This is a genomic window from Galenea microaerophila, from assembly GCF_054657255.1.
In genome coordinates, this window is sequence record NZ_BAAHWZ010000001.1 from 1,054,130 (window position 1) to 1,071,701 (window position 17,572).

13 protein-coding genes and 2 rRNA genes are annotated in these 17,572 nt (G+C 44.6%); 4 read left to right on the forward strand and 11 right to left on the reverse strand.

Annotated features, from left to right (window positions below):
- Position 1: 1 nt before the first annotated feature.
- From ACYQ05_RS05210 to apbC, 3 genes are read left to right on the forward strand one after another with little or no spacing between them, the layout of a single operon-like run.
- Positions 2 to 802, forward strand: coding sequence for a hypothetical protein (locus tag ACYQ05_RS05210; RefSeq protein WP_459818986.1), 801 nt, complete (start codon positions 2 to 4; stop codon positions 800 to 802).
- Positions 789 to 1,415 (forward strand): dCTP deaminase, encoded by a 627-nt coding sequence (dcd, locus tag ACYQ05_RS05215; protein WP_459818988.1) that lies wholly within the window; start codon positions 789 to 791, stop codon positions 1,413 to 1,415. The genes ACYQ05_RS05210 and dcd overlap by 14 nt, the downstream gene beginning before the upstream one ends.
- 9 nt (positions 1,416 to 1,424) lie before the next feature.
- Entirely contained in the window at positions 1,425 to 2,549 is a 1,125-nt protein-coding gene (apbC, locus tag ACYQ05_RS05220) for an iron-sulfur cluster carrier protein ApbC (RefSeq protein ID WP_459818990.1), read from the forward strand.
- A gap of 32 nt (positions 2,550 to 2,581) precedes the next feature.
- On the opposite strand, the gene ACYQ05_RS05225 is transcribed toward apbC, so the two are convergent.
- The 8 genes from ACYQ05_RS05225 to ACYQ05_RS05260 form a co-directional block, all read right to left on the reverse strand.
- Complete coding sequence (locus ACYQ05_RS05225; protein ID WP_459818992.1) at positions 2,582 to 2,902, reverse strand: hypothetical protein; 321 nt, start codon at positions 2,900 to 2,902, stop codon at positions 2,582 to 2,584.
- Positions 2,903 to 2,947: 45 nt separating this feature from the next.
- Complete coding sequence (locus tag ACYQ05_RS05230; RefSeq protein ID WP_459818994.1) at positions 2,948 to 3,622, reverse strand: LPP20 family lipoprotein; 675 nt, start codon at positions 3,620 to 3,622, stop codon at positions 2,948 to 2,950.
- 95 nt (positions 3,623 to 3,717) lie between these two features.
- Positions 3,718 to 3,951, reverse strand: coding sequence for a hypothetical protein (locus tag ACYQ05_RS05235; protein ID WP_459818996.1), 234 nt, complete (start codon positions 3,949 to 3,951; stop codon positions 3,718 to 3,720).
- Complete coding sequence (locus ACYQ05_RS05240; protein WP_459818998.1) at positions 3,941 to 5,071, reverse strand: hypothetical protein; 1,131 nt, start codon at positions 5,069 to 5,071, stop codon at positions 3,941 to 3,943. Before ACYQ05_RS05240 ends, ACYQ05_RS05235 begins: the two co-directional genes overlap by 11 nt.
- 11 nt (positions 5,072 to 5,082) lie before the next feature.
- On the reverse strand, positions 5,083 to 6,561 hold the full coding sequence (locus tag ACYQ05_RS05245) for a type 1 periplasmic-binding domain-containing protein (protein ID WP_459819000.1): 1,479 nt from the start codon (positions 6,559 to 6,561) through the stop codon (positions 5,083 to 5,085).
- Between the two features lie 14 nt (positions 6,562 to 6,575).
- Positions 6,576 to 9,272 carry an aminopeptidase N gene (gene pepN, locus ACYQ05_RS05250; protein WP_459819002.1) on the reverse strand — a complete coding sequence of 899 codons (2,697 nt, stop codon included), beginning with the start codon at positions 9,270 to 9,272 and terminating at the stop codon, positions 6,576 to 6,578.
- A gap of 76 nt (positions 9,273 to 9,348) precedes the next feature.
- Complete coding sequence (gene pal, locus ACYQ05_RS05255) at positions 9,349 to 9,942, reverse strand: peptidoglycan-associated lipoprotein Pal (protein WP_459819004.1); 594 nt, start codon at positions 9,940 to 9,942, stop codon at positions 9,349 to 9,351.
- Between the two features lie 197 nt (positions 9,943 to 10,139).
- A complete protein-coding gene (locus ACYQ05_RS05260) occupies positions 10,140 to 10,913 on the reverse strand; it encodes a helix-turn-helix domain-containing protein (RefSeq protein WP_459819007.1) in 774 nt (257 codons plus the stop codon).
- 524 nt (positions 10,914 to 11,437) lie between these two features.
- Between ACYQ05_RS05260 and ACYQ05_RS05265 the strand changes: the two genes are divergently transcribed.
- Positions 11,438 to 12,649 (forward strand): PfkB family carbohydrate kinase, encoded by a 1,212-nt coding sequence (locus ACYQ05_RS05265; protein ID WP_459819009.1) that lies wholly within the window; start codon positions 11,438 to 11,440, stop codon positions 12,647 to 12,649.
- A gap of 92 nt (positions 12,650 to 12,741) precedes the next feature.
- Here the strand turns inward: ACYQ05_RS05265 and hemH are convergent, their stop codons facing one another.
- The 3 genes from hemH to ACYQ05_RS05280 form a co-directional block, all read right to left on the reverse strand.
- Positions 12,742 to 13,854 (reverse strand): ferrochelatase, encoded by a 1,113-nt coding sequence (hemH, locus tag ACYQ05_RS05270; protein WP_459819011.1) that lies wholly within the window; start codon positions 13,852 to 13,854, stop codon positions 12,742 to 12,744.
- Between the two features lie 113 nt (positions 13,855 to 13,967).
- A 5S ribosomal RNA gene (rrf, locus tag ACYQ05_RS05275) occupies positions 13,968 to 14,082 on the reverse strand.
- 199 nt (positions 14,083 to 14,281) lie between these two features.
- Positions 14,282 to 17,137: ribosomal RNA gene (locus ACYQ05_RS05280) — 23S ribosomal RNA — on the reverse strand.
- Positions 17,138 to 17,572 lie beyond the last annotated feature (435 nt).

Here is a 17,572-nt window from a genome sequence, read left to right on the forward strand (position 1 = left end):
AATGTTCCATCAATGGATGACTCGGATAAGAAAACAGACATTTCTGCTTTTATGCGGCCTGCTTTATGCCACCCTACCCAAAGCGGACTGGATGCTGCCAAACTTTAAAGCTGAATTTGATGTGCAATTTATCGGCTTTAATATCGGTACGGCTCATCAACATTTTACCTGCCAACACAGCCAGTGCACCTTAAGGAGCCAAGCCAAACCTGAAGGGCTTGCTGCCATGTTTATTAATGAAGCCAGCGTGGAAACCATTCGAATTGAACAAACGCCTAACCATTTTCTTTGGCTGAGCTACCATAAGACCTTAACCCGCCATAAGTCAGGGCGCACCCTCATTAAAAAAATAGATTTGGTGCGAAAAAACCATCAAATCCTTTATCTGCAAGCAAAACCCAATCACCCAGCTCAATGGCCCGCATCTGACCATGTTTATGATACCATCTCTCTAGCCTATGCCATAAGTTACCGCTTAGCCAACCATCAATCACTGCTTCCACTTCAACTGCAAGATGAAAAAGGGCAATACCCGCTTAAACTGCTTACCCATAAAGAGGATTACATTGAATTGCCGTGGTTGGACGATGAGGTTAAGGCGCATTACCTAAAACTGGACTCGACGCAAGCCACCATTCAGTTATGGATTTTGCAGGGTTCGCATGCCCTGAATGGCTTTAAAGCTTTCCCAGCGATAATTGAAGTTTATAATAAGCAAACTGAAAAAAACGTTCGATTAGTCCTAAAATCTCCCCCTCATTCATCTCATGCGATAAAGAGAGCCTTCAATGAAACTGAGTGATCGCGATATTATTCAACATTTAAAAATTGGCAAAATTGCCATTGAACCGATGCCGTCCCAAGATAAAATTAAAGGGATTAGCGTCGATCTTCGCCTAGACAATCGATTCCGTGTGTTTAATGATCATACGGCCCCTTTTATTGATCTCAGTGGTCCACGAGAAGCGGTGCAAAAAACCATGGAGACCATCATGAGTGAAGAGATTGTCATTCCAGAAGGGGAAACTTTTTTCTTACATCCAGGCGAGCTCGCTTTAGCGGCCACTTACGAGTCCATTACCTTACCCGATGATTTAGTCGGCTGGCTGGATGGCCGTTCCAGCTTGGCTCGCTTAGGCTTAATGGTTCATGTAACCGCTCATCGAATTGATCCAGGCTGGCATGGCCAAATCGTGTTAGAAATTTTTAACAGCGGCAAGCTCCCCTTAGCGCTACGACCAGGCATGGAAATTTGTGCCATTAATTTTGAAACACTCTCAAGTGCGGCCATTAAACCCTATAACAAACGCAGTGATGCCAAATATAAAGACCAGAGTGGTCCCATTGCCAGCCGCATTAACCAAGATCAACCGCAAACACAATCTGCGGAACAGTTAGATCTACTTAACCATTAAGAGGCAAAAATGAATCTACTCAATAAATTTTTTGGCAACGGCATTGATGCTGAACAACAAAAGCAGATTGATACCGCGCTCTCCGAGGTTGTGGATCCGTTTTTAGAGCAAAATTTGCAATCATTAAAGGTGCTTAAGAAAGCAGAACTCAAAAAAGGAATTTTAAACCTAGCATTGAGCTACCCCTATCCTGCCAACAGCCTATTTTTAAGCTATGAGCAACAGCTCACTGACAAACTCAAACAGATTCCAAATGTGAAACAGGTGATTTATCACTGGTCCATTCAGGTAGAAGCACACCAGACGCAGGGGAATCTTGCGCCCTTACCCGGCGTGAAAAATATTATTGCCATCGCCTCTGGAAAAGGCGGCGTGGGCAAATCGACCACCAGCGTCAATCTGGCTTTAGCGCTGCAACAAGAAGGCGCACAAGTGGCCATTTTGGATGCGGATATTTATGGTCCCAGCATTCCCACCATGCTCGGTGTATTTGACAAGCCGCAATCAAAAGATGGTCAATCGATGCAACCCTTAACCGCCTATGGGCTACAGGTGATGTCGATTGGCTTCTTAATTGAACCCGATTCACCGATGATTTGGCGCGGCCCGATTGTCACTCAAACACTGACTCAGCTCTTACAAGAGACGGCTTGGGAAGCAGTGGATTATCTAATTATCGACTTACCGCCCGGTACAGGCGATGTTCAATTGACCCTGTCTCAAAAGATTCCAGTCACCGGTGCGGTCATTGTCACCACGCCGCAAGAGGTTTCCTTGATTGATGCACGCAAGGGGCTAAAAATGTTTGAGAAGGTCAATATTGATATTCTGGGCATTATTGAAAATATGAGCACCCATATCTGCAGCAATTGTGGCTATGAAGAGCCTATTTTTGGTCAAGGTGGCGGTAAAGCGATGGCAGAAAGCTATCATGTCCCTTTCCTAGCTGCCCTTCCACTCGATATTCGTATTCGAGAAGAAGTGGATGCTGGAAAACCGACGGTGGTGGCCGAACCTGCTTCCGAAATTGCGCTTAAATACAAAAATATTGCGCATCAAATCGCTGCTAAACTGGCGAAGAAAAAGAAAAACTATGCCGGCGCTTTTCCAAAAATTGAGATCGTGAATAACTAATCTAGGAAGACTCGAAAGGGACTTAAAAAGTCTTAAGGATAAGTATACTCGTTAAAAGGGCCTTCTCTTCTATGCGCTTTCTTTTTTGCCTTTTTCTGAGCATCCGCAATCATTTGTATCACCTGCTCTTTAAAGTCATCCATCTCTTTGCGAGCGCGTTCAATTTTCACGCCATGTAATTGCTGCGTTTTTTTCAGCTTGCGAATCTCTTTGGTATTTTTATAAACCTTTGATTCTAAGATACGCACACGACTACTGATACTGGCCGCTTCCGCTAAAGTACTGACACCCACCAGGCTTGCGATCATGAGAGAGATAATCAAAGGCGCTATGTTTTTCAACTTTGTTTCCATATCTCCCTCCTGATTAAAGTCACCGATACTATCACCCTAAACAGCTTATCGACAGCCACCATTTGCGCAAATATCGCCAATTGACATTACTGAGCCCTCCGCCTCTGCATTTGCATTTTTACCGGTATACACAAAAGCATTATTAAAGAAGTCGCGATCGACATACACCTCTAGCACCGTTTCATAGTTGTGATCGGCCAATGGGGTAATACTCACAATCCGTGCCCCCCTGACCACAGCATTGACACGCGCACGGAAACTATCGGTTTGTGCAGTCAGTGTGGAAACCGCAGTATTACTGTCGATTTTAATGCCATATAGCTGCTCTGCTAAAGAACGATAGGCATCAAGTTTAGACGCACGAATCGCCATTAAACGGCGCTGACCCAGTGTGTAGCCCTCATAGGTACTTTCTGATCCATAACCCACACCGGTAATCTTAATATAGTGTGGTTTTTTACGTTCAGAATGTTGTTCTACCTTGGCATTCACTTTTGCGGGTTCAGGCTCAGCCTTTACAGGGGCAGGTTCATGCTTAACCTGTTGTACGGGTTCGGGCAGCTTCTGAGGAGAAACCTTTTGATATTCAACGACTCTCGTATTTGGCTCAATACCCTTAGCATCCGAGGCCTTAGAAGGCTGAGTCGTACACCCTGACAGGGTGATGACGGCCATTAGAGAAGCTAAGCCTAAGACTGAAACTTGTTTGCGTGTTTTCATGATTCTCTCCATTTTATTCTTTGTTCGCTTAACTGTTTATCGACGACCTTATTAAAAACTTAAATCATTCAGTTATATTTCCGCAGAGAAAACTTTCAATAGTACCAATGTGGATAGTCTTCTGAGTCTTTCCTGAGCGCCTTAGGCTTCAATGGAAGCGTTTTCACCCAATGCTTTTTTTGGAAATTTGTTTGCTGAATATCGACATTCCGCTCATAATATTGAGGCGCATGATAGGTCGACAACTGCGCACATCCACTGCTCACGGCAAATAAAGCATAAATCAGACCAGTTTTAATATATTTAAAAACATTCTGTTTAATAAACATAATCGGGTGCTTGATAAATATAACCTGGCAGAGGCTCTATGCCATGAGGTGGTTGCTTGGATTTTTCTGAAGGTTCTTGATGCGTTTTTGCCGCTTGGTTCTTCCCTTCTTTTTGCTGCTTGACTTTGCTTTCTAGCACACTTTTTTCAAGGTGCTTCATGCCTTTGAGTAGATAGTTATACTTTGTTTGCAAGGCTTTAATACGGCGATTGATCTCAGCAACCCGTTTTTGTACTTTAATCACATTCGCATTCACTTCACGCATCTTTTTCATCAATGCAGGGTCCATTTTTGCCACAACCGGAGCAGTGGCTTCAGGCACAGAATGCGTCGTCTCCTGATGACCGGTAGGTTCCGTTGCGACAGACTTCTGATTCACTGTCGAGCCCCCCTGATCCATTTTTTCAAGCAAAGGCTGTAAGTCTCCATTTAACTGTTCTAATTGAAAACTCAGGGCATCTAATTTTTTATGCAACCCTGTGATATCTTTTGACATTGTAATGGATTTCATTGCGACCTCATTGGTCCCGGTTTTAATGTCCTCTAAAGTCTGCTTGGTCTCCTCATCCAATCCATGAGAGGCGGATAAAGCGGCCCAAGTACTTAAACCAATGGTCACCAGTCCTAAAACAATGAGAACTGAACTAAAAATAATGATTAATTTTTTAACTGCTTCCATCTCTTTCACCGATAAGTTATTGCCTGGTTGAGAGGCTGTGGGTTGATTTTGTTTCTTTTTCTGGCGCTGCGCTAAAATGGCTTCTGGGTCCAATTCTGGTTCTGATACCGCTTTTTTAGCCGGTTCAATCGGTTCCGTTTTGGGTGGCATCTCCCCATCATCCGGCACTCTAATCGGCTCCGGCTCTGGTTCCGGCTTGGATTCTGGCACAGCCTGCGCCTCAATGGATGCTGCTTCTTCTGTAGAGACCTCCTCAATCGATTCCAGCAAATCCTCTTCTTCAGAGACAGGCTTATCCGCCGTTTCTGACGCTTCAGGAACGGGGACGTCTGTATCTTCCTCGATTAATTCTGGCTCTTCGGATTTAGACGACTCCAATTCCGCTTCATCAAGCAACGCATCAATGCTGTCCAAATCATTTGGATCAATCGTATCACCCATAGAGGTTCCCTTTATTCACCCTCATGCTTCCTTTCTACCGCCGTAGTCGATTTTAATAGATATGGCCACAAATGACTCATTGCAAAAGGTTGCACCTGGCCCTCATCTAACCAAACTATTTTCGGTATTAAATGAAACTGCTTCTCTTTATCCACCCAAATATGACCTAAACGGGTTTTAAATATTTGAGATGAAACACCATTGCGATCCTGCAATGCCTTTAAAACTTTTACCACTGCCCCTCCCAAAGCATAAAAAATGCCAACTGTTGAATTTTCAACTTCTAAAATCGATTCTTTTTGAGTATTCAATTGAAAATAGGTTGGAAAAAGCGCATAGGTCTGCTGCCAAATCGGCAAACTTTTGACCATCTCCTCCTGGGAGGGTAAAGGGTCGGGTACCCAGATATAAGAAGCTTGGTCAAGATGATAGTAACGCATTAAGGGGCGCCCTTGTATACCTTGTGACCGCGGTGCCATCATAATAATGGCTTGTAAATCTTGTCGGGCACGCACTTGATACTGTAGAGGACGCTCAAGGGTATGCTGTAACCAGCGCGCCCGTTTTTGAGACTGGTCAGCATTCACCAATTGAAAAAAAGCCTGATCAACCCGTTTTGAAATGGATTGTGCCGCCTGTATTTTAAAAGGCCGCAGACTTTCTTGGTTTAACGCTTGCCATATCTCAAAATAAGATTGAGCAGTTTTTACCGATGGGTGGAGCACACCTATGCGTTTAAGCTGTTGAAATTGAAGAAAAGCATTCAAAAACAATAATCGGTCTCTTTTATTGGGGGCAAAACTTCGAATATGGGGTTTAGGAATTGTTTGCGCATTAAAGGTGACCATGGGAATTGAGGCATTGAGTTGACTCAGTGCCAAACTCCAATCGGGTCTTAAGGGACCTAAAATCAATGAAGGTTGATAAAGCGATACCAAAGACCATAATTGAACAGGATCTTGAAATAAAGTGCTATCCACCACTTGCACTGTCTCACCCAGCTCGGACTGTAGCCCCTTTAACAGCGACTGCCCTAGCGGACCATAAGGCCCACTCAAGGGCAAGATAGCTAAAGGATGTTGAAAATTGAGCGTAAAACTGGGGGCTAACCCATTTGCTAAGGCGTGCGTGGAATTATTTGCGGCAACCGCAGCTTTTTGTTGACAATATCGCTGCAAAGATGCCAATCGTTGCCGATCCTCAGCCTTTAATCGTTTTGATGGAATCTTATCAATCAGGGCCTTAACGAGACGATCATTCCCATTCTGGCGTGCCAGCTCCGCTTTCAACAGCAAAATCTCTGCATCCAACTGCTGAACCTGTTGAACCATCTCTTCATCTGAAACAGAATGCGGCAATGGTTCTACCGCCTGTGCTTCAAATAGCACGGCGCACAGCGCAAGGATCATAAACTTTTGTGAAAACCTGGCAATTTTTGCCGCCGAAAAAGTCAAAATCCCCAGCCCTGCACCTTGCACATGATCTTTCAAGTTTTATTCGCTCCTTAAGCCAAGCTTTTGCTAACCACCTCAAACAGATCTTTAGACAGATGATTTGTATCCAACATTCTTTGCAGTTGTTGGCGCATCATCTGTTGCCGATTTTTGTCATAGCGTTGCCATTGGGTAAATGGATTCACAATGCGTGCGGCAATTTGCGGATTAATGGCATCTAACTTTAACACTTCATCTGCCAAAAATGTGTAGCCGGCCCCATCTGCCCGATGAAAACCCATTAAATTGGAACGCCCGAACACGCCTAACACGCTGCGCACACGATTTGGATTGGTATAGCTAAAGTCTGGGTGTTTGACCAGCGCTTTAACATGATCCAAAGCCTGCTCATGATGTGAGCCCGCCTGCAAAGCAAACCATTTATCCAGCACCAAAGGCTCATTTTGCCACCGCTGATAAAAATCCATTAACGCTTTTTCTCGAGCCTCAAAAGGCGTATGGCTTAAGGCTTCCAATGCGGCCAATACATCGGTCATATTGTGCTGCGCTTCATATTGTGACCACAGCAGCGTTTCTGTCTCCGTTTCGCCAAATAATTGCCCTAAGTAGCACAGGCAACTATTTTTCAGCATTCGCCGTGCAATCTGATGCTTGTCATATCGATAAGGCTCTGGTTGGTTCAATTGATGATATATCTTTAATAGCTGTTCTTTGGCTTGTTCAGCCAAGGCCGTACGCATTGTTTGATGCGTCAAATAGATGGCTTCAATATCCACCTCTTCATACTGCTCACCAATATAGGTTAAATCTGGCAGCGTTATGGCCAATGCAATTTGAGCTAAATCCACCTCAGTAGGCCGGTCTGACGAAATGGCATCCAATGCCTGTTGCAACAAGTGGTTATAGGCTTGAGTATAGGTTTCACTTAACTGAAAAGGCGCCCCTTGTTGAAAGGCGGCAATATTTTCCTTAAGTGCCTTAAGGGCCAATTGCTGAATCGCCTCCCAACGCATAAAAGGATCTTCATCGTGTTGAGAAATCAAACTCAATGCCTGGTCGGAATAGTCATAGTGCAAAATAATGGGCGCGGAAAAATCTCTTAGGAGCACAGGAATCGGGGGCTGAGCGTCACTGCCTGCTATATTCTCCAATACAAAGACCTGATTGAACTCTGTCATGTTTAAAATGGCCTCGGTTTCCGAAGTCAGGTGGACATCGACATCATAGCTCTCTAAAGTTTGTGCTTCACCTGTAGAGGAAAGAACGCCCATCCGAATCGGAATTAAAAAAGGCAAGTGCTGCTGCTCTCCCTTAAGCCATTGACTGCATTCCAGTGTCAACCGTTGCGCCTCTGCTTCATAAAAGCTTTTGACTTTAACCACAGGCGTGCCCGCTTGAATATACCAATGATGCATCTGCTCTAAGTCAATATTATTGGCATCCGCCATTGCACGGCGAAAATCTTCCACTGTAACCGCTTGCCCATCGTGACGTTTAAAATAGAGGTCCATGCCTGCTCTAAAACCGGTTTCACCTAATAAGGTGTGATAGAGTCGGACGACTTCTGCCCCTTTTTCATAGACCGTCACCGTATAAAAATTATTCATTTCGATATAGGATTGTGGCTGAATGGGATGCGCCATCGGACCGGCATCTTCTGGAAATTGATAGGTTCGCAGCCGTTTCACATCTTCAATGCGCTTAACAGCGGGGGACAACATGTCAGCAGTAAAGAGTTGATCACGAAAAACCGTCAATCCCTCTTTTAAAGTGAGCTGAAACCAATCTCGGCAAGTGACTCGATTGCCCGTCCAGTTATGGAAATATTCATGACCAATGACGGCTTCAATGCCCTCATAATCCATATCGGTTGCCGTTTCAGGCTTCGCCAATACATATTTAGAGTTAAAGATATTGAGCCCTTTATTCTCCATGGCGCCCATATTGAAGTCATCGACCGCCACAATCATATAGATCTCTAAATCATAAATCAGACCAAAACGCTGTTCATCCCAGGCCATCGCCTTTTTCAACGATGCCATGGCATGCTCACATTTATCCAGATTATGCGGCTCAACATAAAGCTTCAATGCCACCTTCCGCCCATCACGAGTGACAAAATGATCCTCGATTGAGGCTAAATTCCCGGCCACTAAAGCAAATAGATAACAAGGCTTTTTATAGGGATCCTCCCACACCGCATAATGTCGTCCATCCTCATATTCACCCACTTCAATCAAATTCCCATTAGAGAGCAGTACTTTTGCTTCTGATTTGGGCGCAATCACCTTTGTGGTGAAATAGCTCATCACATCCGGACGGTCTAGATAATAGGTGATTTTACGAAAGCTTTCTGCTTCACACTGCGTGCAATAGTTGCCACTGCTGAGATAGAGTCCTTCCAAAGCGGTATTGGCAGCAGGATTGACCTCAGTTACCACTTCCAATTCAAACTGCTCAGGCACCTCTGGTAAGATTAAACTGATGTCATTCACTTGGTAAGCTTCTGGGGATAAAAGCGCGCCATTTAAGCGAACTGACTTAAGGATGAGGCCTTCACCATCCAACACCAGAGCGGTTTGCGTTTCCACGATCCGCCGAAACTTCATGCAATTCGTCACCTGTGTCTTTTCTGGATGCAAATCAAAGGTGAGTTCAACCGACTCGACTTCAAAAGCAGGGGGTTGATAATCCTTCAGATAATGAACTTGAACGGCAGATGGATCGGCTAAGTGGGTTTGACTCATAGATACAATGACTCTCTTAAAAAATAAAAAAGCCTTTCATAAGAAAGGCTTTTTAGAACAGGTTTATAAAGCTAGATTAATGACTGAACTTAAATTCATCACGGCGGTTTTTCGCCCAAGCTTCTTCATTATGACGTGGGTCTAAAGGACGCTCTTCACCATAACTAATTGTCGTAATACGGTCTGGGCTAATGCCTAGCGCAACCAATGCATTCTTCGCTGACTTCGCACGACGCTCACCCAAAGCCAAGTTATATTCACGCGTACCACGCTCATCACAATGGCCATCAATTTCTACTTTGACGGTGTCATCTGCAGCCATATAATCCGCAATCGCTTTAATCACTGGATAGTATTCAGGCTTAATTTCAGAGCGGTCAAAATCGAAATGAATCATTTTGCCCTCTACAGCAGCTTTCAACTGCTTAATTTTTTCCGCTTGCTCATCCTCTGCCGTAGCCTGTTCATTGGCTAGATTTTCACCTGCCTGAGCCCCCTTAGCATCGGCACCAGAAACCTGAACATTTTTTTCTTCAGCTGTATTCGATGCTGTTTTTTCTGTCGCTGCACCTGTTTCAGCTGTCCCGTTTTCTTCATTTGTCGGGGTTGATGAACACCCAACCAATCCTAGGGCTAAAAATGCAGTAAAAAATAAATGCTTAATTGACATGAAACCACTCCTTTTTAGAGATAAAAATGATAGGGTTAATATACACTAAAAGCCGTCAAAATGAAATAAAAAAAGCCCAGCCTTTTAGAACACTTCTAAACGACTGGGCTAAACGGGCTACATTATGAAATATCGATACGATACCCATCACGCACCCTTATTAAACCATGAATACAAATTGGGGAAATTGACCTAAATCAATAATGAGATCTTTTTGAGCAATCTGAACAAGAGGCAGACAGGTCTTCCTTGCTAACAGAGATCCCGGCCAACTGTTTGAGCGCCTCTTTATCGTGCACCTTCACTCTCCGCTTTCGCCAAGTCACCACCCCTTTTTTACTCAACTGACTCAGCAGCCTTGAAACCGTTTCAGGTGTTAACCCTAAATAATTGGCGACCTCACGATGCAGAATGGGAAAATAAAAATCTAATTCATCATAGCCCCGTAAACGAATGCGTTCTATCGTATGAAACAAAAAGTTTGCCAATCTTTGTTCCGCCGACTTAATGGCCAAAAGCTGTGCTTGATAGATGCTATCATTCAGCTTCCGACTGAGCACCGCATACAAGTGTAGATTCAAAGTTGGCAATTGATGCGCCAACGTTTTTAATTCAGTATAGGGCAATTCACAGAGGTGCGTCTCATCTACCGCCTCGACGGTCAACTGATATCTCCCTGAGTCAATACCATCAAATCCCACCACATCCCCTGAAAAATAGAAACCATGAATCACTTCAGTTCCATCCTCTAAGTCAGTATAAATTTTGACCATACCAGAACGAATAGCGAAAAGTGATTTAAAAGGCATGTGTGCGTGATAAAGCACTTTCCCTTTTCTCAAGCGAGGCTTGTCATGAACAACCTGATCAAGAGATAAAATATCAGAATGGGTCAAACCTGTCGGAAAGCAGAGTTTCTGTAACCCACAAGATGAACAAGAGGGATTAAAATTGCGATGAGTCTCTTTCATAATTGTTCATACTCTGTCATCTATATTTCTCAATTTCTTCCCTTTATTTTTTGCGAAACCATTGTACCAATTTTATCTTCACCGTGAGAAAACCTGCTTTTGAAAAGTCAAGGATTCGCTCTGCTTAAAAAATAGTCAATTTAATCTTTTGTCGCAGATTTAAAGGACTTTTTGTTCAAAATTTTTTTTTACACACAAAGTTATCCACAGCTTTTGTGGATAATGGGCTGGCCATCGTCTGATTAAACAAGCTAGAGAAACACATCATATTTTTCTTTATTTTCAAGTAATTATAATCCATAAATCATCCTAAACTTACTGTTAGGCCATTAAATAAACGATTGTCAAAGTCAACACTTTTGACCATTTTTTATTTTTATCCACTTATATAATCTAACAATGACTTGTCAAGCGCTTTTAACCCCTTCTCTATCTGCGCTTCTGAAATTCTACTCATCTCTCTAGGGTATGCTAAAATTTTGCACTTTAAATGACTGCTAAGAGTTGGAGAGAAGGAATACGAGATGGCAAAAATACTGGGTATTGGCAATGTTGTTCTAGACATCGTGCTTTCAGTCGATCATACACCCCAAGAAGATGAGGAGATGCGTGCGCACAAAAGAGAAGTCCAAGTAGGCGGCAATGTCGCCAACACGCTTTATGTACTCAATCAACTCGGTCATGAAACCGCCATTTCAGCGACAGTCGGCGGCGATCAAGAAGCCAAACAAATCCTCAATGGCTTAAAAGCTCATCAAATTCAGACGGAACACCTTCAGCGTTATATACAAGGCCGAACGCCCACTTCCTATATAACACTTGAATCTGAAAAGGGTCATCGCACCATTGTGCACTATCGTGATTTACCCGAACTCAGTTTTGAACACTTTGCCAAAATCGAAATTGAAGACTACGACTGGTTGCATTTTGAAGCCAGAAATATCGATAACCTCAAAGGCATGCTCAATATTGCCAAAACCTTTTTGACGCACCAACCGATTAGTCTTGAGGTTGAAAAAGCTCGAAAGGGCGTAGAAGCACTTCTGCCACAAGCCAATGTGATTTTCTTCTCCCATCACTATGCCAAACAAAAAGGCTATTCCAATGCTGAGGCCCTGTTGAATGAAATGAAAAAACAGCTGCCTCAAGCAACCTTAATCTGTACCTGGAGCACAGAAGGCGTAGGATATTGTGCACCCAATGGACCCGTTCAACATCAAGCCGCCAAAACCCTTCCAAAAGCTGTCGATACTTTAGGGGCTGGGGATACCTTTAATGCCGGTGTAATCGATGCTCTGTTAAATCAACACCCATTAGACCAAGCCATCGAAAAAGGCATTGCTCTGGCTGCGCGCAAATGTCAACAATATGGGTTTGATAACCTCATGACACCGATCACAGAAGCCAAACCCTTCTTGGCCAATATCAAACAATTAAGCCCTGCCAAAACACTCGTCGTTCCCCAAGAAGGGTATCGCGGCGGGATTATTTTGATCAAAGATGAAGAAGAGGTGAAGGCCTATGAAAATAATTGCCCTCACCAAGATGTGCCCCTGAATGAAGCCTATAAAATTGATGTCAACCCCTTTGAAAAAACCATGAAATGCTCAGTACATGATGCTTACTTTCAAGTCGAAGATGGCTACTGTATTGAAGGTCCCTGTATGGGAGAAGCGTTATCAGAAATCCCTATCCGAGTCGATGAAAAAGGGGACATCTATTTAAAGAATCCTTAAACAAGGTATTTGAACATTAACGGGACTTAAACTTGATTCAATTTAAGAAGCACCAAACAGACTATAAAGATGAAAGTTTAAGCCCCAAAACTTTACGTCTGATGATTTGAATTCTTCAAACGCAATGTGTAATTTTTTTTGACTTTCTCTAACTCATTTTCATCTAATGGTTCCGACCACCCACTAATATTTTTGATAATGAGTTCGGATAAAGCCGACAAATGATCCGGGCGATCATTTAAGCAAGGTATATAGCCAAATTTTTCCCCACCCGCTTCTAAGAAATAGTCACGATTTTCTTCACCAATTTCTTCTATCGTTTCCAGGCAATCTGCAGAAAAACCAGGACAAATCACCTGTACATTTTTAACCCCCTCTTTGGGTAAAGTTTTCATCGTTTCATCCGTATAAGGCTGCACCCAGGGCTCTTTACCAAATCGAGATTGGAAAGTGGTTGTGACCTGGTCTTCAGATAAACCGAGTTCTTCTCTAACCAAACGCGTGGTCACAAAACAGTGGCAAGGATAAGGGTCTCCATTGTCCCAATAACGCTTAGGAATACCGTGATAGGAAAAAACTAATAAATCAGGCTTACCGTGTTCAGCTTGATAATCTCGTATACTTTGAGCCAAGGCTTTGATATAACCAGGATGTCTGTGATAGTGATTAATAGTGCGAATTTCCGGTACCCAACGCCAGGTTTTTAACGTATCAAAGACCTCATCAAACGTGGAAGCTGTTGTCGCCGCTGCATATTGAGGGTAAAGCGGCAGTACCAAAATTTGGTCACACCCTTGTTTTTGTAATGACTCTAGGGCTGAAGGAATACTTGGGTTGCCATAACGCATCCCTAGTTCAAAAACCACATCCCCAGCAAAAGAGTGCTGAACCCGTTCTTGAATTCCCTGTAGCTGGCGTTTAGAAATATTCAACAAAGGCGAACCAGGACCTTCTTGATTCCAAACCGTCTGGTAGGCTTCAGCAGATTTTTGTGGACGCGTATTTAAAATAATACCATTGAGTATTAAACGCCAAATAAAGCGCGAAGGAGGCGGCTCAACAACTCTTGGATCCGATAAAAATTGCTTTAGATAAATCTTTAAAGCTTCACGCGTTGGCGCATCGGGCGTGCCTAAATTTGTTATTAAGACACCAATTTTAGATGGCTGTCCATGCTGATAATTGCGATAATTTTGAAAATACATAAATTCTTGAACTCAAGCTAAGGGTTATTGGAAGAGGCAATTATAACGGAAAAAAAATGAAGATATAAAAAAACCCAACCGACATCAGCCAGCTGGGTTTTTGGAATAGATAAGCTTGGGGATGACCTACTCTCACATGGCACCTGCCACACTACCATCGGCGCTGAGACGTTTCACTTCTGAGTTCGGAATGGGATCAGGTGGTTCCATCTCGCTATGGTCCCCAAGCAATTGGGTTATGTACATTGTGTAAATGCTAAATGCACACTGCACTGAATTCGGAATAGATTCACTTTTAAGTCTTTTGTAAAGTTGTAACGTCAGGTCAATGTCCTTACAAGTTTTATTCAATCTTTAGAACTTGTCATCTTCTTTTAATCACTCAACCTTTGCTTAAGCATAGTGCTTAAGGTTACTTTTGAGTTGTATAGTTAAGCCTCACGAGTAATTAGTACCAGTTAGCTTCACCCATTACTGAGCTTCCACACCTGGCCTATCAACGTCCTAGTCTTGAACGGCTCTTCAGGAGACTTAAAGTCTCAGGGAGAACTAATCTTGGGGCAAGTTTCCCGCTTAGATGCTTTCAGCGGTTATCTCTTCCGAACTTAGCTACCCGGCAATGCCACTGGCGTGACAACCGGAACACCAGAGGTTCGTCCACTCCGGTCCTCTCGTACTAGGAGCAGCCCCCCTCAATTCTCCAACGCCCACGGCAGATAGGGACCGAACTGTCTCACGACGTTCTAAACCCAGCTCGCGTACCACTTTAAATGGCGAACAGCCATACCCTTGGGACCGACTTCAGCCCCAGGATGTGATGAGCCGACATCGAGGTGCCAAACACCGCCGTCGATATGAACTCTTGGGCGGTATCAGCCTGTTATCCCCGGAGTACCTTTTATCCGTTGAGCGATGGCCCTTCCACACAGAACCACCGGATCACTAGAACCTGCTTTCGCACCTGCTCGACGTGTCTGTCTCGCAGTCAAGCACCCTTCTACTCTTGCGCTCATTGCACGATGTCCGACCGTGCTGAGGGTACCTTCGCGCTCCTCCGTTACTCTTTGGGAGGAGACCGCCCCAGTCAAACTACCCACCATACACTGTCCCTGACCAGGATTCACTGATCTAGGTTAGAACCTCAACACGACCAGGGTGGTATTTCAAGGACGCCTCCGCCGAGACTGGCGTCTCGGTTTCTCAGGCTCCCACCTATCCTACACAGGTCGTGTCAAAGTCCAGTGCAAAGCTGTAGTAAAGGTTCACGGGGTCTTTCCGTCTAGCCGCGGGTACGCAGCATCTTAACTGCGAGTTCAATTTCGCTGAGTCTCGGGTGGAGACAGTGTGGCCATCATTACGCCATTCGTGCAGGTCGGAACTTACCCGACAAGGAATTTCGCTACCTTAGGACCGTTATAGTTACGGCCGCCGTTTACCGGGGCTTCGATCAGGAGCTTGCACCCCATCACTTAACCTTCCGGCACCGGGCAGGCGTCACACCCTATACTTCCTCTTTCGAGTTTGCAGAGTGCTGTGTTTTTAGTAAACAGTTGCAGCCACCTGGTCTCTGCAACCTAGTTCGGCTCCACCCGCAAGGGGCTTCACCTACTTTAGGCACACCTTCTCCCGAAGTTACGGTGTCATTTTGCCTAGTTCCTTCACCCGAGTTCTCTCAAGCGCCTTGGAATTCTCATCCTGACCACCTGTGTTGGTTTGGGGTACGGTTTCTATATACTTGAAGCTTAGAAGCTTTTCTTGGAAGCATGGCATCAATCACTTCGCCCATAATGGGCTCGTCATCACCTCTGAGGATTGATTCGCCGGATTTGCCTAGCGAATCTCCCTACTGGCTTGAACCTGGATAACCATCACCAGGATGATCTAGCCTTCTCCGTCCCTCCATCGCGGTATATAGAAGTACAGGAATATTAGCCTGTTTCCCATCGACTACGCCTTTCGGCCTCGCCTTAGGGGCCGACTAACCCTACGTCGATTAACGTTGCGTAGGAACCCTTGGTCTTTCGGCGAGGGAGCTTTTCACTCCCTTTATCGCTACTTATGTCAGCATTCGCACTTGTGATATCTCCAGTAAACCTTTCGATTTACCTTCGCAGACTTACACAACGCTCCTCTACCATGCCTTACGGCATCCGCAGCTTCGGTACACTACTTAGCCCCGTTAAATCTTCGGCGCAGGCCGACTCGATCAGTGAGCTATTACGCTTTCTTTAAAGGGTGGCTGCTTCTAAGCCAACCTCCTGACTGTCTAAGCCTTCCCACATCCTTTCCCACTGAGTAGTGTTTAGGGACCTTAGCTGGCGGTCTGGGTTGTTTCCCTCTTGACTACGGACGTTAGCACCCGCAGTCTGTCTCCCATGATTGCACTTGTTGGTATTCGGAGTTTGCCATGGGCTGCTAAGCCTTGACGGCCCGCTAGACCATAACAGTGCTCTACCCCCAACAGTGAGACATGAGGCACTACCTAAATAGTTTTCGAGGAGAACCAGCTATCTCCGAGCTTGATTAGCCTTTCACTCCGATCCACAGCTCATCCCCGCATTTTTCAACATACGTGGGTTCGGCCCTCCAGTTGGTGTTACCCAACCTTCAGCCTGGCCATGGATAGATCGCCCGGTTTCGGGTCTACTCCATGCTACTTGCGCCCAGTTAAGACTCGGTTTCCCTACGGCTCCCCTATTCGGTTAACCTCGCAACATAGAGTAAGTCGCTGACCCATTATACAAAAGGTACGCAGTCACCCCGAGGGGCTCCCACTGCTTGTACGTACACGGTTTCAGGTTCTATTTCACTCCCCTCCAGGGGTTCTTTTCGCCTTTCCCTCACGGTACTGGTTCACTATCGGTCGGTAGAGAGTATTTAGCCTTGGAGGGTGGTCCCCCCATCTTCAGACAGGATTTCTCGTGTCCCGTCCTACTCGTTTTCACCCATAATAAGTTTTCGTATACGGGACTATCACCCTGTATCGTTGGACTTTCCAGACCATTCTACTAACTTATTATCGGCTTAAGGGCTAGTCCCCGTTCGCTCGCCGCTACTTAGGGAATCTCGGTTGATTTCTTTTCCTCCGGGTACTTAGATGTTTCAGTTCTCCGGGTTTGCCTCCCACTAGGGGATAACCAGCTGGTGCTGGTTGGGTTTTCCCATTCGGAAATCCTCGGGTCATAGGTTGTTTGCCACCTTACCGAGGCTTATCGCAGGCTACCACGTCCTTCATCGCCTTCTACCGCCTAGGCATCCACCGTGTACGCTTAATCACTTAACTATACAACTCAAAAATAACCTTGCTTGCGCTTGGCTGGCATGACCTTTTGTGTTGAGCTTGCGCTCAATCATGCTTTGTTTTTTGAGGTTGCTGTGATTAAAAGTTTCGCTGACATGTTCTTACTTGATTGTTTTGAACTCTGTAAGATACATTGTTACCTATATCTTTACTGCATATCATCCGTTGGAGCAGATGATATGCAACTTTACATGCTTAAATATGTCGGTATTTAAGCACTTCACTCAGATGGTTGTCTCTGACGATTGTCTTTGATTTTCATCTGGGTGAATCTATTCCAAATTGTTAAAGAGCTTTTTGTTTTCAAAGCCTAAAGGCTTTGATCACTTTGCTTTCAGTCTTAATGAACTGAGAAGAGGAATTATAGCATTCACGCTTCTTGTTCTAATAAGAACCGCTTATAGATTCTTTGCTTTG